Here is a 17,684-nt window from a genome sequence, read left to right as displayed (position 1 = left end):
AGAACGGACCCGGTCGGCACGGTCTCAGGAGATCTTGCGGCGGTAGGTGTTCATGGCGAAGGCGCACGCGACGACGAGGATGCCGACACACCAGGTGAGGGCGATCCAGACGTCGGTGCCGACCGGCTGCTGGGTGTACAGGTCGCGGATGGCGTTGACGATGGACGTCACCGGCTGGTGCTCGGCGAAGGCGCGTACCGGGCCGGGCATGGTGTCGGTGGGCACGAACGCCGAGCTGATGAACGGCAGGAAGATGAGCGGGTAGGAGAACGCGCTCGCGCCGTCCACGGACTTCGCGGACAGACCGGCGATGACGGCGAGCCATGTCAGCGCCAGGGTGAACAGGATCAGGATGCCCGCGACCGCGAGCCACGCCGCCACGCCCGCCCCCGAGCGGAAACCCATGAGCAGGGCGACGAGCACGACGAGCACGAGCGAGATCAGGTTGGCGACCAGCGAGGTCAGCACGTGCGCCCACAGCACGGACGACCGCGCGATCGGCATGGACTGGAATCGCTCGAAGATTCCGCTCTGCATATCCATGAAGAGCCGGAACGCGGTGTAGGCGATGCCCGAGGCGACCGTGATGAGCAGGATGCCGGGCAGCAGGTAGTTCACATACGACTCCGACCCCGTGTCGATCGCGCCGCCGAACACGTAGACGAACAGCAGCAGCATGGCGATCGGTGTGACCGCGGTCGTGACGATGGTGTCCACGCTGCGCGTGATGTGGCGCAGGGACCGTCCCAGCAGGACGGCGGTGTCACCGAAAAAATGCCTGTTCATCGTCGTTCCTTACTCGTCTGTGCCGATGCCTCGGTCATCACCGGCGTCGCCGTCGGACCGACGAGGCTGAGGAAGACGTCCTCAAGGGTCGGCTGCTTCTCCACGTACTCGACCTTGGCGGCCGGGAGCAGTTGCTTGAGCTCGGCCAGGGTGCCGTTCACGATGATCCGGCCCTCGTGCAGGATCGCGATCCGGTCGGCGAGCTGTTCGGCCTCGTCCAGGTACTGCGTCGTGAGCAGCACCGTCGTCCCCTGGGCGGCGAGTTCCCTGACGGCCTGCCACACCTCGATGCGCGCCTGGGGGTCGAGCCCGGTCGTCGGCTCGTCGAGGAAGACGACCGGCGGATTCCCGATGAGGCTCATCGCGATGTCGAGGCGGCGGCGCATGCCACCCGAGTACGTCGACACCCTCCGCCCGCCCGCGTCGGTCAGCGAGAAACGCGTCAGCAGGTCATCGGCGATCCTCCCCGGATCCTTGAGGTGCCGCAGCCGGGCGACCAGCACGAGGTTCTCCCGCCCGCTGAGGATCTCGTCGACGGCCGCGAACTGTCCGGTGAGGCTGATGGACTCCCGTACCTTCGCCGGTCGCGTGGCGACGTCGAAGCCGTTGACGCCCGCCGTCCCCGCGTCGGCCCTGAGCAGCGTGGACAGGATTCTCACGACCGTGGTCTTGCCCGCCCCGTTGGAGCCGAGCAGGGCGAAGATGCTGCCCCGCGCCACGTCGAAGTCCACGCCGCGCAACACCCGCAGTGTCTTGTACGACTTCTCCAGACCTCGCACTTGGATCGCCTGGGCCTGCTGTGCCGTCATCGGACGGTCCTCTCTTCTTTTCCGGTGTCTCCCCCGGCGGCGCGCTCGATGGCGTTGGCCAGCCGTTCCCGCTCCCGGCTGATCCACCGGCCCACCGGGTAGTTCTCGACGAACGCCTCGGCGAACTCCACGGGGTCCTCCCCGACGATCTCGCGGATCGAGGTCCCGTCCGCCGCGCTCCGCTCGAACAGATCGGCGAGGTCCTCGTACATCGAGGCCGCCTCGGTGCCGTCGCCCGGCCCGAAGTGCATCAGGTAGCGCTCCAGCGCCTCGACCGCCGCGCGGTAGTCCTCGGGAAGCTCTTTGACGCGCGCCTTGTACCGCCGCCAGCGTTTCTTGTCCTCAAGCGATCCTGTGACCACCTCCAGGTACTGCCGGTAGCGGCTCTTCGGCTCGTTCGATCCTGTGTCCATGGCTACTTACCTCCTTCGCGGAGCTGTTCGAGCCGTTCCGTGAGGAAGCTCCAGGTCCTCCAGAACTCTTCGAGGTACTCCCGTCCCTGGGCGTTCAGGGAGTACACCTTGCGCGGTGGCCCCTTCTCGGACGGGATCTTCTCCACGTCGACGAGACCGCGCCGCTCGATCCTGACGAGCAGCGCGTAGACGGTGCCCTCGGCGATGTCGGAGAAGCCCTGCTCCCGCAACCACGCCGTGATCTCGTAGCCGTACGCGGGCCGGGCGGACAGGATCGCGAGGACGATGCCCTCCAACGTTCCCTTGAGCATCTCCGTCACCTGTTTGCCCACGGAACACCCCCCTTCAGCTACTCGGTGATGCTGACTACCAGTAGAAAGTAACACTGACTACCGGTACATAGCAACACCGAATAGCTGAGGTGCCCCGGAACCGCGAAGGAGGACGCCAAAGAGTGAAGCCCCCGGCCCGTACCCCGCCGGGGGCTTCACTCCCTGGCGTCCTCCCGGCCCATCGATCGGCCGTCCCGGACGCCGTACTCTCGTGCTCTCGTTACTCTCGTGCTCTCGTTGACGAACGGGGCCTCACGCGTCCTGGTCGCTCGCGGGGGCCTCGGGGAAGTTCCGTCCCCACCACGCGTTCCAGCGGGATTCGAGATCGGCGAACGCGGCGTCGTCGAGGCCGTACGTGGTGAGCACCATCATCGCGGCGCCGCCAGGGTTGGCGGACGAGGGCGGGTTCTGGGCCGCGACCAGCAGGCCGTCGCCCCAGCCGTCGACGGTGAGGCCGACCTGGTGGGCGGAGCGGAACCAGACCTGGCCGCGCAGCGTCTCCCCGGTGGGACCCTCCACCTCGTACGGGGTCGCCGGGGGCAGCCCGGCCACCGCCGCGAGACCGGCGGCCTCCAGCACCGGCGTGACCGCCGCGCCGGAGAGGAAGAGCGTGCGCCGGTCGGCGCCCGGGTGCCGCTCCAGGGCGAACGCGAGCTGGTGGACGAAGGTGATCCAGCCCTCGGTGATGTCGTCGTAGTAGGCGTCCCAGTAGGGGTCGCCGCCGCGCGGGGCACGGGTCACCCGCAGGCGCGTACGGCCGTCGAGATCGGCCAGCTCGAACAGGTCGCCACCCTGGAGCTCCAGCCGGTGCTCGGCGGCCGACTCCACGACGTCCTGGTGGTAGATGACCTCTATCTCCTTGTCGAGACCGTCGAAGTGCCAGCCGTGCCAGCGCCGGATCAGCTCGGGGTCGCGCAGCGCGCTCCACACGTCGTCGACGGGAGCGGAGATGGTGACCTCAAGGAAGAACTGCTTGTCTGTCATGGGATACCTCCAACGTGGAACCCCGGACCTCGGTCCCGGGAGAGATGTCAACCGCCGTTTTCCGGCGTATCGGGGGTGGAACGCTCACCGGTTCCCGGCGTATCGGGGACCGAATGCCCGTCGGTGTCTCGCGGGCCCGGGGCCGGGTGTCCACCGGCGACGAGGCGGTAGGGCCGCCCTCCGGGGGTGTCGAAGCGGGCCGCGACCTGCGAGAGGGCCTCGGCGAGCGCGTCGGTGAAGTCGTGCACGTCGCCGGGCTCGGCGAAGCGCACCCGTGCCTCAAGGGTGAACGTCAGCAGCCGGACGCCCTTCCGGTCGGCGGCGGCGGCCATACGGGTGACGTCGCGCACGGTGTCGGCGGCCACCTCGACGAGATGCTCGGCGGCGTAGTGGTCGGCGACGCGGCGGAACCCCTCGGCCACCTCGGAGGCCCCTCCGCCACCGGCTTCACCGGCTTCTTCGGCCTCGTCGGGGGAGGTGAGCACGCCGGGATCGACGAGGAAGGCCTTCGCGGTGACTCCCATCACGCGCTCGACGAAACCGCGTCGCGGGCGTTCCTCCACCAGCTCGATCAGCCCGGCGTCCTCCAGCACCCTCAGGTGGTATCCGACCCGCTGACGCGGCAGGTCGAACTCGGCCGCGAGCTGGACCGCGGAGGCGGGCTCACGCAGGCGGCCGAGGAGCTTCCGGCGGATCGGGGTGAGCGCGACGCGCAGACGGTCGGGCTCGTCCATGAGGGTCATCTCGGTCGCGGGCACGCCTCATGGAACCATTAGACAAATTAATCTGTCAATTGATGTCGTGACCGGACGTGATCGCGAGGAGCGGGTGATCACACGGCGCACTCCGGTCGAGGGCTCGTGTCAGTCGTGGCGCGGGATGCCGGAGACCTCGTGGTCGGCGTGGAACAGGGCCTCGCCGATGAGCGCGCGGACATGGGCGTCGCGGGCCCGGTAGAGCACGCGGCGGCCGTCCCTGCGGGTGCGCACCAGCCCGGCGAGGCGGAGTTTCGCCAGGTGCTGGGAGACCGAGGGACGCGCGACCCCGATGGCCTCGGCGAGCGAGCCGACGTCGTACTCCCCCGACGACAGCAGCCACATCAGGCGCAGCCTGGTGGCGTCACTGAGCATCCGGAACGCCTCGACGGCGGTCTCCACCTGGGCGCCGGTGGGTTGCTCCTGCGACGAGCTGTCACCTGATTCATTGTCGCGTGCATACATGACTACATATACTCCGGGAAAAGGGCACCGGCCGCAAACGAGGTAACCATGTCCGACCAGCAGGATGCCGGTTCTCCGTCTCGCGACGGGTCCACCGGCCCCGATTCTCCCCACGGCCAGCACACGCACGAGCCCGCCCACGAGCACGGACACGGGCACGGCCACGGACACGGACACGGACACGGACACAGGCATGGCCACGAGCAGCGGGGAACCACCGGCCGCCGGTTCGGAAGGCTGCTCTCGCGAGCCGGTCACGCCCTCACCCCGCACAGCCACGACAGCGCGAGCAGGACCGACGCCGCACTGGAGTCCAGCAGCCGAGGGATGCGCGTGCTGGCCGTCTCCTTCGCCGTGCTCATGGTGACCGCCGCCGTCCAGGCGGTGGTCGTGGCCCTCTCCGGCTCGGTCGCCCTCCTCGGTGACACGCTGCACAACGTCGCCGACGCGCTGACCGCGCTCCCCCTGGCGATCGCCTTCTCCCTCGGGCGCCGGGCGGCCACCCGCAGGTTCACCTACGGCTACGGCAGGGCCGAGGACCTGGCGGGGATCGCCATCGTCCTGATCATCGCCGCCTCCGCCACGCTCGCCGGGTACGAGGCCGCGCGGCGCCTGGTCGACCCCCAGGAGGTGAACGCCCTCGGCTGGGTCGCCGCGGCGGCGGTGATCGGCTTCGCGGGCAACGAGTGGGTGGCCCGCTACCGGATCAGGGTCGGACGCCAGATCGGGTCGGCCGCGCTGGTCGCCGACGGGCTGCACGCCCGTACCGACGCCCTCACCTCGCTGGCCGTGCTGCTCGGCGCGGGCGGCTCGGCGCTGGGCTACCCGATCGCCGACCCGATCGTCGGCCTGCTGATCACGATGGCCATCTGCGTCGTCCTCAGGGACGCGGCCCGCGAGATCTACCACCGGCTGATGGACGCCGTCGATCCGGCCCTGGTCGATCACGCGGAACGGATCCTGGCCGCGACCCACGGCGTACGGCGGGTGGGGTCGGTACGGCTGCGCTGGGTGGGCCACACGCTGCGCGCCGAGGTGGACATCGTGGTCGGCGACGACCTGTCGCTGCTCCAGGCGCACGCCGTGGCGGTGGAGGCCGAGCACCGGCTGATCCATCACCTGCCCCGCCTGGGCGCCGCCACCGTGCACGCCGACCCGGACGGCCGGGAGGGCGCCGACCACCACGCCGTCCTGGTCGGGCACCGATAGGACACCGCCGTACGGAAAACGACCGGTGGCGTGCCGGGCCCGGCACGCCCGCGTGTACTTCACGTCATGGCGGCTTCCCCGGCGACGGCCTCGGTGTGGGCCTCGACGCGGGTGAGGAAGAATTCCCGGACGTCCTCGGCGAGCAGCTCCGGCACCTCCATCGCGGCGAAGTGGCCGCCGCGCTCGAACTCCGACCAGTGCCTGATGTCGTACAGCCGCTCGGCCAGCGGTCGCACCGACTGCGTGATGTCGTGCGCGAACACCGCCACGCCCACCGGTACCGGGCACGGCTCGGTCCGCCGCGGAGCCTCGCGGGACAGCCGCGCCGAGGAGGCCGCGGTGGCGGTCAGCCAGTACAGCGAGATGTCGGTGAGCATCCGCTCGTCACCGATCCGCGAACGCGGGTCCGTCCACTGCTCGAAACGCTCGGCGATCCAGGCCAGCTGGCCGACCGGCGAGTCGGTCAGCGCGTAGCCGATGGTCTGCGGGGTGGTGGCCTGCAGAGCCTGGTACGGCGGACGGTTCGCCATCAGCTGCCTGATCTTGTCCAGCCGGGCCTCGTCCGTTTCCGACAGTTCGATGTCGGCGTCCGGGACCGGCCGGGTCGGCAGGTAGTTGATGTGCACCCCGACGACCTGTTCGGGGGCCACCGCGCCGAGCGCCGTCGAGATGCCGGAGCCGAAGTCGCCGCCCTGCGCGCCGTAGCGCTCGTACCCGAGGCGGCGCATCAGCTCGGCCCAGGCCCGCGCGACCCGGACGATGTCCCAGCCGCGCTCGTGGGTCGGCCCGGAGAAGCCGAAACCCGGGATGGACGGAATCACCAGGTGGAAGTCGCGCGACAGCGGCTCGATCACGTCGAGGAACTCCAGGAACGAGCCGGGCCAGCCGTGGGTGAGGATCAGCGCGAGCGCGTCCGGTTTCGAGGACCGGACGTGGACGAAGTGGATGTTCTGGCCGTCGATCTCGGTGGTGAAGTGCGGAAGCTCGTTGAGCCTGGCCTCGTGCTCGCGCCAGTCGTAGCCGGTGCGCCAGTATTCGGCCAGTTCCCTGAGCCGCGCCAGCGGGAAGCCGTAGTCCCACCCGGCGTCGGCGACCTCGTTGGGCCAGCGGGTGCGGGAGAGCCGGTCGTTCAGGTCGTCGAGGTCGGCCTGGGGGATGTCGATGCGGAACGGCTTGATCATGGTCGTATCTCCAAGGGGATTCGTTCGGCGCCCGGGTGTCCGGGCGGGTCGGTGTCGGCGGGGACCGGTCCCACCCGGACGACACGTGTGCCGGTGGTGTCCGCGGTCTCCGGGAAAAGATCAGTTCTCACGTGTCCAGGCGGGCGTGATCCGCAGCTCGCGGAGCCGCCAGCCCGCCGGTGTCCGTACGACGGTGGAGGTCAGGCGCAGGCCGCCCGTGAAGTGGGGTGACTGACCGTCGCGGTAGTAGTACACGAGCGAGTTCGCGGAGGCCGCCGCCTGGTCGCCGTCGACGTCCACCAGCAGGTCGGTGGTCGTGTGCTGGGTGCGCTGCCCCTCGACCTCGGCCTGTCGCAGGTAGCCGACGATCTCGTCGACGCCGCGAAGCTCGCCCCCGCGCGGTGAGCGCACCTCCGCGTCGTCGGCGAAGACGGTGCCCGCGTCCTCCCACCGCTCCTCGTCGAGCAGGCGCGCGAAGCGGGTGAACAGGTCGGCGATCTCGATGCGGTCGGCGATCAGAGTGTCTGCGGACATGACATCCTTTTCGTTGGTGTCTCCAACATTGGCGACGCCCACTTTACACAGATTGATTGGCTACGCCAACGATGTATGGTGGCTGTCGTGGAAGAGACACCCGTACGCCTGAACGCGAAGCCAAGCTGGCTGCTCACCCAGCTGGCGGTGCACGCCCACCGGCTGGCGTCCGACGGTTTCGGCGAGGTGGGCGCGCGCGGGTACCACTACCGGATCCTGGCCGCGCTGGACGAGTTCGGGGTGGCCAGCCAGGCCGGGCTCGGCCGCCGGTGCAACATGGACCGCAGCGACGTCGTGGCGACGATCAACGAGCTGGCCGGGCAGGGTCTCGTCGAGCGGACGCCGGACCCGGACGACCGAAGGCGCAACATGGTGACCCTCACCACGGCGGGTGACCGGCAGCTGCGACGCCTGGACCAGGCACTCGACAAGGTGCAGGACGACCTCCTCGGGCCGCTTCCGGCCGAGGACAGGCAGACCTTGATCCGCCTGCTCACCCAGCTGCTCACCCACCACCAGCGGAGATGATCGCCGCGACGAACCCAGGATGACGAGGACTTGGCCCCTCGACTCCGAAGGCCACGGAAAACCGGCCCGCCGACGCCCCCCCGCGTCCGGGGAGCAGGGGCACGCGGTCCGGCCGCGCGGGCGGACCCGGTGGACGCGTACTCGCGCGGGCCGGGACGCGGGAGATGTAGTCTCGCATGATCACCGTCGCGGCCCGCGGACCGGATCGGCCCGGCCAGGCCCGCAAGCCGTGGCGGATCGCCCCCCGATCCAGGAGAAGCGGCTGCGTTGGCCGACCACAGCAGAGGACGTCCCGGCTGGCTGCACGTCGGCCCACTGGAGGCGCGGTTGACGCGCACCTGGGAACCTGGCACGTTCCCACCGGCGGAAACGCTCCTCGCGATACTGACGCTGGCGGCCGTGCCGCAGGCCCTCGCCATCCGCCTGACCAGCCACCTGAGCGGCGGCATCGTGGTGGGCTCGGGGTCGGTGCCCGACCTTCCCGGCTTCGAGTGGCTGCGCGGCGTCGCGCTGCCCCTGCAGGCGGGCCACTGGGAGCGCAGCGCGGGTGTGTACGACCCCCGGCAGCGGCGGATCGGAGTGGGAAGCACACCCTCGCCCTCGGTGTCGGTGTGCGGGCACGAGCTCGGCCACGCCACCGACCACATGGACCGGCTGCCCTCGCACTCCCCCTTCTGGACCGGCCTGCACGCCCGCACCCGCGACCGCCTTCACCCGCCCTACCGCGACGACGTCACCGAACTGTTCGCCGAGGCCTTCGCCTGCGTGCTCACCCGGAGGGCGACCCGGCTGCTCCACCTGGTCGGCGAGGAGGCCGAGGCCGAACAGGTGTATCACCGGCTGTCCGGCCACTACGGCATCGGGTGACCGTGGGCGTGCCACGACCCCCGGAGCTATGCTGGGCGAACAGCGGTCAGGAGAGACGACGGAAAGGCCACGCCATGAACGTGACCATGCTGCCGGGGGGCACCCTCCGCGTCCCCGCGACGACCACGCTGGACAACGGCACCAAGGTCGACGGCACCCGCGACATCGGCCGCGACGACCCCGAGTACTCCGCGTGGCTGGCCCTGGCGCAGGACGAGGACGAGCAGCGCCGCCGCGACGCCGAGGAGCGCGACTCCGACCGTGAGATCCTGACCCGCTGGCGCACCCGCCGGAGCGCGTGACCTCGTTCCCCAGTGTTCCCCGGTGTTCCCCGGCGCCCTCGTCTCCTCTCCCACCGGCCCGGATCCCGCTTTCACGTGAACCTTTCTCGCGTCCACCACGTCTCACCGGGTGAGGCTCTTCTACCGGCGTGCGGCCGGGCCGGGAGTCTCGCGCCTTCCTCCGGCGCGTCACCGCCCCCGGTGAGGGGCGGTGGTCGGGGAAACCCGCCTTCCCTCGGGGCCGGGCGGACCGGCGGGCGACCGGACGGCGCCGTGCCGAGCGGGCCTTGGCCTTCCCGGTGCCGGGCGGCCCGGCGTACGGCCGAACAACCGCGACGCGCCTTTGCGACGCTTGCCCAAGTGCTCCACGTCCTCCACGTGCTCCAGGCACTCCACGTGCTTTACGTGTCCCAGTCCTCCACGTTCTCCAGGGCCTCCACGTGTTCCACGTGCATCCCGTGCCCCGCCCGCGAGCCGGTCTCCGGTGCTGTCCCATGACTCCGGCGTGAACGACCTCGTGCGGCGGATCTCGCCCTGGCTGCGCGCCCGCCCCGCCCGAGCGGGCCGTACCCGCGTCCTGGCGGTCGAGGGGCGCTCGGGATCGGGCAAGTCCACCCTCGCCACCGCCGTGGCCGAGGAACTGGCCGCGCCCGTCGTACGGATGGACGATCTCTATCCGGGGTGGGACGGCCTGCTGGAAGGGGCCGACGCGCTGGTCGGGTGGATCCTGCGGCCACTGAGCCTGGACCGGCCCGCGCGGTGGCGGCGCTACGACTGGGCGGACAGCGGCTACGCCGAGTGGCACGAGGTCCCGGTCACCGGGATCCTGGTCCTCGACGGCACCGGCTCCGGCGCCCTCGCCGCCGCGCCGTACCTGAGCGGCCTGCTGTGGCTGGAGGCGTCCGACGAGGTACGCAAGGCCCGCGCGCTGGAGCGTGACGGCGATCTCTACGCCCCGCACTGGGACCGCTGGGCGGCCCAGGAGGAGCGTTACCACGCCCGCGACGACGTCCGCGCCCGCGCGGACCTGACGATCACCACCTGAGGCCCGGGGCAAGGCGGCGAACCGGGCGGTACCGAAGCGGGCGCCCGGGAAAACGGGCCCGGTCAGGTGGGAGCCGGGCGGGAGGAGCGACCGGAGTCAGCGGCGCGACACCCGGCCGGGGACACCGCCGTGGACGGAAGGGAGTCAGCGGCGCGGGACGGCGGCGACGCCCTCGACCTCGATGACGAGGCCGGGGGCGGCGAGCGCGGCGACCACGATCAGCGAGTGCGCGGGCCAGTCCCCCTGTGGGTACCACCGGGCGAACACCTCGCCCTGCGCCGCACGCGAGCCCGCCAGGTGCTCGGTGCCGGAGAGCATGGTGAACAGTTTGAGCAGATGCTCGGGACCGGCGCCCACCGAGCGGAGGAGGCTCTCGATGTTGGCGAAGACCTGCAGCGCCTGTGACTCGGCGTCCGGGCCCGCGAGGGTGCCGTCCTCCAGAACGCCGACCTGGCCGGAGATCATCAGCAGCTCGTGGTCGGCGGGCGCGATGGCCAGGTGGCTGTACCGGCCGAGCGGCGCGGCCGGGCCGGGCGGATTCCAGCGGCGGATCATCGGTTCTCCTCGTCGTACGGCGTCGTGCGTCACGTGACGCGCCCCATCTTCCCGCCCTCCGTGCCCCGTCCGCGCCACCGGTGACCGGCGGTCAGCGGCCGGTGGAAGCGTACGCGCCTGACCGCGACGCCGATGACCGGCGGTCGGCGATCGGCTCGGCGGTCAGCAGTCGGAGGTCGGTGGGGAGGCGCGCGTCGGAGAGTACGGGCCCCGCCGCTCACGGCTTCAGCGTGATCCTCTTCCGCGACGCCCCCGGGAACACGACGACCAGGTGCTCCTCCCCCGCGTCGCCGACCCGTACGTAGACGCGGAGCCGGTAGCGGCCCTTCCCCGCGATCGCCAGGTTCGGCATCGGGGCGCCCGCGCCCACCTCTCCGTCCTCGCCCATCTCCGGCACGGTGAGCCGTCCGCCCCGGCTGACGATCGGCACCTCGTTGACCTGGTCCCACCCGGCCGTCCGCCGTGGCGGCGCGGTGCGGAGGGCCTTCACCGTGAGGCACAGGTTGACGACGTCCTCGACGTGCCCGACGAGCACCGCGCTGTCGGCCACCCCGATGAGGGTGCTGTCGTCGTAGACCCTGTCCGTCGCCTGCTCCGCCGCCCTGTCGGCCGCTTTGTCCTCGGGGTCGTGGACCAGATAGCCGGGATCGCCGTCGACGAACAGGAAGTACTTGGCCGTGGCCTGGACGACGCCCTTCGTCCGGGGCCACGGGTCGCGGCACGTCGCGTTCTCCTCGGCGATGTAGGCGGTGTTCGCCGCCTCCGTCTCCGCGTCCGACCGCAGCAGCTCGGGATGGGTCGCGCCGACGATCTCCGGGCAGACGTAGACGAGGTCCCACGGGTCGGCGCCCCAGGCGGGCCGCGCGCTCCCGGCCCGCGTCAGAATCGCCTCCTGCCCCTCGCGGTCCTTCGCACGGCACAGCGCCCGCCCGTACGCGAGGATCTGCTGGTCCGACAGGCTGTCCGGGAACATGGGCAAAACCCCGCCCTCCGTGCTCCGCGCCCGGCACAGGAACGCGGCGTCGCGTTCCGCGGGTTTCAGGTCGCCGAAGCCGGGCCGGTCGTAGCAGTCCATCGACCAGCCGGTGTAGGTGAGGTGCGGGGTCTGCTCCGGGTGGATCAGCGCGATGACCGGCAGTACGGCCACGGCCGCCACCGTGACGCGGATCGCGCGCCGCACGGGCGGAAGGGCCGCCGGGCGGTCCTCGGTGGGCAGTTCGCGGGCGGTCGCCGCGATCCACACGGTGCTGACGAGCCCCACCGCGTCCATCATGACCAGGATCGCCAGACTGCCGCCCGGGATCCTCGAGAAGAGGATGTCGAGCGGGATCATCAGCGCGTAGACGCCCACCGACAACCACCCGGCGATCCGCGTGCCCCGGCTCCACCGGCCGTCGCGCCGCTGCCCGGCGACCGTGACGACGGTCGCCGCCACCCCACCCAGTACCAACCCCACTTCGACGATGTCGCCCGACCCGAACTCGGGGAGGTCGAGCTCGTCGAGCAGTTCGTTGGCCATCCCGGCCAGCTCGACCGCGAACATCGCCGCGGCCGTCGCGTGCAGCGTGCGGGACCGCCAGCGGATGACGAGCAGGTAGAGGACGTCGATCGCGGCCCACAACACCAGTTGGAACGCCGCGTCGACCGCGTCGGGGAGCAGCGCGATCGGGTACCACAGCGCGAGGGCGTACGCCACCGCCAGGTACAGCAGCCGTCGCAGAGCCCTCGCCCGGCGGTCCAGCGGTCCCGGCGCGGGGGCACGCAGGATCAGCCACAGGAGCGCGACCTTCACCGGGGCGGCCACGAGCAGCGCCACGGTCGTCGGGGTGTCGAACCCGTCGCGCGCGTAGAACTCCGCATAGGCCGGTGGCGACCATTCGACGGCCATCCAGAGCCAGGTGTCGCCGAGTATCAGGCCCGCGACCACCGCCGTAAGAACCAGACCTACTAATCCAATTCTTATAATCCGCCAGAAACCATCCGGAAGCACGGGACGCGATCTTAGCGCGGCACCGCGAACGCGTGCCGCGGGTCCCGGGCCGGGCTCGATCGACGGGTCGATGGCCGCACCGTCCGTCAGGTCGCCGGAACCTTGTGTCGCGGCTTTCGGGGGTACTCCGGCACGGGACGTCTTTCCCCGGCCACCTCCCCGTCGCCGGGCGATATCTCGGCATCCGGCTCGGTCACCTACGGCGAATTCGGTAATCGACCCAGGTCACTGCCAGTCTGGTCACATGACCGAACTGCTCGTCGTGATCGTGGCCGCGTTTGTGGTGATCGCCGCCGCGACCGTCGTCGGTCCGCGCCTGGGGGTCGCGTCGCCCCTCGTGCTCGTCGCGATCGGTGTCGCGGCGAGCTTCCTGCCGGTGTTCGGGTCGACGCGCATCGAGCCCGAGTGGATCCTCGAGGGCGTCCTGCCGCCGCTGCTCTACTCGTCCGCGGTGTCGATGCCCGCGATGAACTTCCGCCGCGAGTTCGGGGCGATCAGCGGCCTGTCCGTGCTCCTCGTCGTCGGCAGCGCGTTCGTGCTCGGCCTGTTCTTCATGCTTGTCATTCCGGGGCTCGGGTTCGCGTGGGGGGTCGCCCTCGGCGCGATCGTGAGCCCGACCGACGCCGTGGCGACGTCGATCATCAAGCAGATGCCGGTGTCCAGGCGCGTGGTGGCGATCCTCGACGGCGAGAGCCTCCTCAACGACGCGACCGCGCTCGTGCTGCTCCGCACCGCGATCGTCGCGACGGCCGCGTTGTTCTCGTTCTGGGGCGCGGTCGGCACCTTCGCGTACTCGGTCGTCGTCGCGCTCGTCATCGGCTGGGCCATCGGACGGCTCAACCTCGTGATCCGCAGGCGCGTGACCGACCCGGCCGTCAACACCGTCATCTCGTTCACGGTGCCGTTCGCCGCCTCCGTACCCGCCGAGCTCCTCGGGGCGTCCGGTCTCGTCGCGGCCGTCGTCGCGGGCCTCGTCACGGGGATCCGCGCGCCGCGCGATCTCTCACCGCAGAACCGCCTGTCGGACTCGCAGAACTGGCGCACGATCGAGCTCGTCCTCGAAGGCGCGGTGTTCCTGACGATGGGTGTGCAGATCAAGTCGATCGTGACGAACGTGGAGCACGACCACGCCGGGGTCGGGGCGGCCGTGCTCGTCGCGGTCGGCGCCCTCGTCCTGACGGTCCTGGTTCGCGCGGCGTACGTCGCCCCGCTGCTCGGCGTCCTCGCCGCCCGTGCCCGGCGGGGCGAGAGAATACAGCCCCGGGTGCGGGACATGCGGGAGCGGATGAGCACGCCGGAGGGCAAGCAGGAGACGTTCGAGACGGTGAGTTTCCGCGGGCGACCGGCATCGAAGCGCGATCTCGACCGGTTCACCCGCCGGATCACCCGGGTGCTCGCCGACATCGAGTACTTCCTCCGCGAGCCGCTCGGGTGGCGCGAGGGCACCGCGGTCGTGTGGGCGGGCATGCGCGGCGCGGTCACCGTGGCCGCGGCGCAGACGCTCCCCGACGACACGCCGCAGCGATCGGTCCTCGTGCTCGTCGCGTTCGCGGTCGCGGCGATGTCGCTCCTCGTCCAGGGCGGCACCATCGGCCCGCTGCTCCGCCTCGTCACGCCGAAGGTCGACCGGGCCGCGACCGGCGGGCGGACCAACGCCGAGCGGAACCGGATCATCGAGCTCCTGAAGACGAGTGCCGAGATGGTCCCGGAGCCGCCGCACCTCGGGAGTGAACCCACGTCGGAGAGGTTCGACGCGGCGCGGAGTCACCGGCTCGCGGTCATCGCGGCGCAGCGGTCGGCGCTCCTCGACGCGCGCGACAACGGGACCTTCGACGCGGACGTCCTGGCGAACGCGCTGGCGAATCTCGACGCGTCACAGATCGCCATCGAGATGCGCGGCAGACTCACCGGCTGACGCGGGGAACGCGTGCGGGGGGTACCGGGGAGGCCGGGCCTGCCGATGGCGCCGCCGCGTTCCGTTCCCGTCGAGGCGGCCGAGATCCACATCTTGCAATCGAACACGAAGTACGATCGAATGAACACGAAAGAGTTCCGGAACGGCTCCGAACGCTCATCGATCATCCCCCGAATCGACCATCCCCGAGCGGGAGACGCGCCGGGACCGGGCGTGCGGTGCCCCACCCGTAAGAACACCGGAACCACCGGCGCAGGACCATTCCGAGGAGAGCCCGTGACCACGTGGATGCTGCTGGACTACGGCGAGGTCATCTCGATGGCGCAGCCGTCCGACACGACGTCCGCCATGGCGGAGCTCATCGGCCAGGACGAGGCGACCTTCCGCGACCGCTACTGGCACGACCGCGAGGCCTACGACCGAGGCCAGGCCTCCCACCTGTACTGGAGCGGGGTCGCCGGCCGGACGCTCGCCGACGACGACCTGCTCGTCGCCAAGCTCGACGCGGCCGACGTCGCGAGCTGGTCCCACCTCAACCCGGAGAGCCTGCGCGCCATCGACGAGCTCGCGAGACACCACGGGCTCGCCCTGTTGTCCAACGCCCCCGAGCCGCTGGCGGCGGCCATCGAGGACGCCCCCTGGGCGGCGGCGTTCGCCCATCGCTTCTACAGCTGCCGCCTGGCCCTGACCAAGCCGGATCCCGCCATCTTCGAGGAGGTCCTGCGACGGCTCGACGCCGCCCCCGGCGACGTCACCTTCGTCGACGACCGGGCCGTCAACGTCCGCGCCGCGGCGGAGCTCGGCATCAACGCCCTCCTGTACCCCGACTGGCCGTCCTCCTAGCCGTCCCTCCGGCCTCGCCACGACGTGGACGGGGCGAGCGGTCACGCCGAGAAGCGGGCGACCCACTCGCGGGCGCCGGGGAGGATCTCCTCCACCGGCGCCACGTGCGGATACCAGGTGCGCTCCCACTCCAGGGAGACCCAGCCCCCGAAACCGCGCAGCAGCTCGCCGCACTCGTCGAGGGGGACCCCGCCCGCCCACATCGGCACCGGGGTCTTGTCGGTGGCCGAGACCGCGTCCTTGATCTGCACGTACGCCAGATGCCCGGCCAGCGCCGCCATGGTCTCTGCGGGCTCCTCGCCGTGGCGCCACGGGTGCAGCACGTCCCACAGCGCGCCCGCCGCCTCGGGGACGCCCGCCGCGTCCAGCAGTCGCCCGACCGCGGCGCCGGTCGGCATCGCGTCGTGGGTCTCCACCAGCACCCGTACCCCCGACTCCGCGCACAGGTCCGCGACCGCGCGCAGCCGCCGCGCCCCCGTCTCGACGTCCTCTCCCCCGGGGAACACCCGTACGGCGGGGGCACCCAGGTCGGCGGCGAGGGCCAGGTCGTCTCGCAGCGCCCGTACGACGGGTTCGTCCGGTCCCGCCGCGGCGATCCTGACGTATCCGGCGAGAGCGGCGATCTCCAGCTGGCCGGTCTCCTGTGGGATTCCCGCCGGACCTCCGGCGAGGTCCCCCACGCCTCCCGGACCGTCGCCCGGCGCCCCGGCGCGTTCCGGGCGACCACCGGACGCTCCCGTGCCTTCCGCATCTCTGGCGCCTCTCGGACGACCGCCTGACGGCCCGGTGAAGGCGGCGCGGACCGTCGCGCGCCGCGCGGGGGGAAGTCCGGCATGGACCCCGGTGTCGGGATGGAGACGGAGTTCGAGCCCGGCGCACCCGTACTCCACGGCCGTCGCGACGGCCTCGTCCAGGCCCTGCCCCGGCATGCCGAGCGTGCTGAACGCCAACCTCATCGAGACTCTCTCCCGCCATTTCTCGGAAAGCGCTTCCCTAGCGGATCCATCGTAGACGAGCCGAGAGCGGCGAGGGCTCTGTTCAGGGGGAACCGCCGGGCGGGGCATCCGCCGCACCGGATTAGGGGCGCGTGAGTGAGGGGAGGCCTCAGGTGATGCCGATCGGGGGGCGCGGAGCCGGAGGAGCCCCGGACTCGCAGCGACATCGATCTTCTCAGTTGGAGAATCCCAATGACTGGAAGCGTATCGGCCCCGAGCGACCTCGGCCGTCGGATCGCCAGGCGACGCGAGGATCTCGGCCTCACCCGGGACGAGCTGGCGAGGCGGGCCGGGATCGATCCGGGCTATCTCGCCTACCTGGAGGACGCGGTGGCCTCGCCGAACACCGGCACCGTGAACCGCGTGGCCACCGCCCTGGACACCAGGCCGGAGGAACTGCTCGGCGGGAACGCCGACCTGCCGTTCGGGCGGGGCCGGTCGGCCCACCGGTCCGCGCTGGAGACCCTGGACCGGGACGAGTGCCTGCGGCTCATCACTCCCGGCGGGGTGGGGCGGATCGCCTTCGAGGAGATCGGCGGGCCGGTGATCCTGCCGGTCAACTACGCCCTGCACGGCAGCTCGGTGATCTTCCGTACCGCTTTCGGCGGCCCGCTCGACGGCACCCTGCGCACCGGGGTCCAGGGGGTCGAGTCCAAGGTCGCCTTCGAGGTCGACCGGATCGACGACGCCGGTCGCGAGGGCTGGAGCGTGCTGGTGCGCGGCGGGGTCCACCACGTCTCCTCGGAGGAGGACCGTGCCGCCCTGGCGGCACTGGGCGTCCGGCCGTGGGCGGGAGGCGAGCGGGAGCCGTACGTGAGGATCGCCGCCACCGAGGTCACCGGCCGCCGCATCCGGCGCGACCCATGATCCCCGCAAGAGGTCGTTTTCTCCGCGCCACACGTCGGGGACCGGTCATTCCGTGGGAGGTACCCGTGATCCCCGTGAGGGGTTGTTTTCTCCGCGCCGCACATCGGGGACCGGTCATTCCGTGGGAAGTACCCGCGATCCCCGTGAAGGGGCGCTTTCTCCATGCCACACATCAGGGACCGGTCATTCCGTCACCTCGGGAAGTACCCGCGACCCCCGCGAAGGGTCGTTTTCTCCGCGCCACACATCAGGGACCGGTCATTCCGTCACCTCGGGAAGTACCCGCGACCCCCGCGAAGGGTCGTTTTCTCCGCGCCACACATCAGGGAC

The 17,684-nt window shown here is 71.1% G+C and carries 20 protein-coding genes; 8 read left to right on the top strand and 12 right to left on the bottom strand.

All coding sequences use genetic code 11. The features are described 5' to 3' along the window. Nucleotides 1-24: 24 nt before the first annotated feature. The 7 genes from ACW9TB_RS32005 to ACW9TB_RS31975 form a co-directional block, all read right to left on the bottom strand. Entirely contained in the window at nt 25-786 is a 762-nt protein-coding gene (locus tag ACW9TB_RS32005; protein ID WP_472751830.1) for an ABC transporter permease, read from the bottom strand. Then, nucleotides 783-1,595, bottom strand: a complete 813-nt coding sequence (locus ACW9TB_RS32000) for an ABC transporter ATP-binding protein (RefSeq protein ID WP_472751829.1) — start codon at nt 1,593-1,595, stop codon at nt 783-785. Before ACW9TB_RS32000 ends, ACW9TB_RS32005 begins: the two co-directional genes overlap by 4 nt. Then, complete coding sequence (locus tag ACW9TB_RS31995; protein WP_472751828.1) at nt 1,592-2,008, bottom strand: DUF1048 domain-containing protein; 417 nt, start codon at nt 2,006-2,008, stop codon at nt 1,592-1,594. The genes ACW9TB_RS32000 and ACW9TB_RS31995 overlap by 4 nt, the downstream gene beginning before the upstream one ends. Nucleotides 2,009-2,010: 2 nt before the next feature. After that, entirely contained in the window at nt 2,011-2,340 is a 330-nt protein-coding gene (locus tag ACW9TB_RS31990) for a PadR family transcriptional regulator (RefSeq protein ID WP_472751827.1), read from the bottom strand. A gap of 252 nt (nt 2,341-2,592) precedes the next feature. Next, complete coding sequence (locus tag ACW9TB_RS31985; protein WP_472751826.1) at nt 2,593-3,324, bottom strand: SRPBCC family protein; 732 nt, start codon at nt 3,322-3,324, stop codon at nt 2,593-2,595. 47 nt (nt 3,325-3,371) lie between these two features. After that, nucleotides 3,372-4,082, bottom strand: coding sequence for an ArsR/SmtB family transcription factor (locus ACW9TB_RS31980; RefSeq protein ID WP_472751825.1), 711 nt, complete (start codon nt 4,080-4,082; stop codon nt 3,372-3,374). A 105-nt stretch (nt 4,083-4,187) separates the two neighbouring features. Continuing rightward, nucleotides 4,188-4,544 (bottom strand): ArsR/SmtB family transcription factor, encoded by a 357-nt coding sequence (locus ACW9TB_RS31975; RefSeq protein WP_472751824.1) that lies wholly within the window; start codon nt 4,542-4,544, stop codon nt 4,188-4,190. Between the two features lie 48 nt (nt 4,545-4,592). Here ACW9TB_RS31975 and ACW9TB_RS31970 point away from each other — a divergent pair, with 48 nt between their 5' ends. Beyond that, nucleotides 4,593-5,753 (top strand): cation diffusion facilitator family transporter, encoded by a 1,161-nt coding sequence (locus tag ACW9TB_RS31970; protein ID WP_472751823.1) that lies wholly within the window; start codon nt 4,593-4,595, stop codon nt 5,751-5,753. A 59-nt stretch (nt 5,754-5,812) separates the two neighbouring features. Here ACW9TB_RS31970 and ACW9TB_RS31965 read toward each other — a convergent pair whose 3' ends face one another. Then, nucleotides 5,813-6,934, bottom strand: a complete 1,122-nt coding sequence (locus ACW9TB_RS31965; protein ID WP_472751822.1) for an epoxide hydrolase family protein — start codon at nt 6,932-6,934, stop codon at nt 5,813-5,815. Nucleotides 6,935-7,054: 120 nt separating this feature from the next. Then, nucleotides 7,055-7,468, bottom strand: coding sequence for a nuclear transport factor 2 family protein (locus ACW9TB_RS31960; RefSeq protein WP_472751821.1), 414 nt, complete (start codon nt 7,466-7,468; stop codon nt 7,055-7,057). A gap of 87 nt (nt 7,469-7,555) precedes the next feature. On the opposite strand from ACW9TB_RS31960, the gene ACW9TB_RS31955 reads away from it, so the two are divergent. The 4 genes from ACW9TB_RS31955 to ACW9TB_RS31940 all read left to right on the top strand — a co-directional run bounded on the left by ACW9TB_RS31955 (nt 7,556) and on the right by ACW9TB_RS31940 (nt 10,189). After that, nucleotides 7,556-7,996, top strand: a complete 441-nt coding sequence (locus tag ACW9TB_RS31955) for a MarR family winged helix-turn-helix transcriptional regulator (RefSeq protein ID WP_472751820.1) — start codon at nt 7,556-7,558, stop codon at nt 7,994-7,996. Nucleotides 7,997-8,263: 267 nt separating this feature from the next. Continuing rightward, the gene (locus ACW9TB_RS31950) at nt 8,264-8,863 is read left to right on the top strand and encodes a hypothetical protein (protein ID WP_472751819.1); all 600 of its coding nucleotides are present in this window, start codon (nt 8,264-8,266) and stop codon (nt 8,861-8,863) included. Nucleotides 8,864-8,937: 74 nt separating this feature from the next. Further along, nucleotides 8,938-9,165 (top strand): hypothetical protein, encoded by a 228-nt coding sequence (locus ACW9TB_RS31945; RefSeq protein ID WP_472751818.1) that lies wholly within the window; start codon nt 8,938-8,940, stop codon nt 9,163-9,165. Between the two features lie 484 nt (nt 9,166-9,649). Next, on the top strand, nt 9,650-10,189 hold the full coding sequence (locus ACW9TB_RS31940; protein WP_472751817.1) for a nucleoside/nucleotide kinase family protein: 540 nt from the start codon (nt 9,650-9,652) through the stop codon (nt 10,187-10,189). Nucleotides 10,190-10,333: 144 nt separating this feature from the next. Here the strand turns inward: ACW9TB_RS31940 and ACW9TB_RS31935 are convergent, their stop codons facing one another. After that, nucleotides 10,334-10,744 (bottom strand): RidA family protein, encoded by a 411-nt coding sequence (locus tag ACW9TB_RS31935; RefSeq protein ID WP_472751816.1) that lies wholly within the window; start codon nt 10,742-10,744, stop codon nt 10,334-10,336. A 217-nt stretch (nt 10,745-10,961) separates the two neighbouring features. After that, nucleotides 10,962-12,671: a hypothetical protein gene (locus ACW9TB_RS31930; protein WP_472751815.1), complete on the bottom strand. Its 1,710-nt coding sequence runs from the start codon at nt 12,669-12,671 to the stop codon at nt 10,962-10,964. Between the two features lie 307 nt (nt 12,672-12,978). Here ACW9TB_RS31930 and ACW9TB_RS31925 point away from each other — a divergent pair, with 307 nt between their 5' ends. Both ACW9TB_RS31925 and ACW9TB_RS31920 read left to right on the top strand, forming a co-directional pair. Further along, the gene (locus tag ACW9TB_RS31925; protein ID WP_472751814.1) at nt 12,979-14,649 is read left to right on the top strand and encodes a cation:proton antiporter; all 1,671 of its coding nucleotides are present in this window, start codon (nt 12,979-12,981) and stop codon (nt 14,647-14,649) included. A gap of 276 nt (nt 14,650-14,925) precedes the next feature. After that, nucleotides 14,926-15,492 carry an HAD-IA family hydrolase gene (locus ACW9TB_RS31920; protein WP_472751813.1) on the top strand — a complete coding sequence of 189 codons (567 nt, stop codon included), beginning with the start codon at nt 14,926-14,928 and terminating at the stop codon, nt 15,490-15,492. A 41-nt stretch (nt 15,493-15,533) separates the two neighbouring features. On the opposite strand, the gene ACW9TB_RS31915 is transcribed toward ACW9TB_RS31920, so the two are convergent. Further along, nucleotides 15,534-16,448 (bottom strand): sugar phosphate isomerase/epimerase family protein, encoded by a 915-nt coding sequence (locus ACW9TB_RS31915; protein WP_472751812.1) that lies wholly within the window; start codon nt 16,446-16,448, stop codon nt 15,534-15,536. 231 nt (nt 16,449-16,679) lie between these two features. On the opposite strand from ACW9TB_RS31915, the gene ACW9TB_RS31910 reads away from it, so the two are divergent. After that, nucleotides 16,680-17,354, top strand: a complete 675-nt coding sequence (locus tag ACW9TB_RS31910) for a pyridoxamine 5'-phosphate oxidase family protein (RefSeq protein WP_472751811.1) — start codon at nt 16,680-16,682, stop codon at nt 17,352-17,354. Nucleotides 17,355-17,684: the final 330 nt, after the last annotated feature.

The organism is Streptosporangium sp. H13245, from assembly GCF_055690525.1.
The sequence above is the reverse complement of the archived record's forward strand: the minus strand, read 5'-3'. Positions and strand labels throughout refer to the sequence as shown.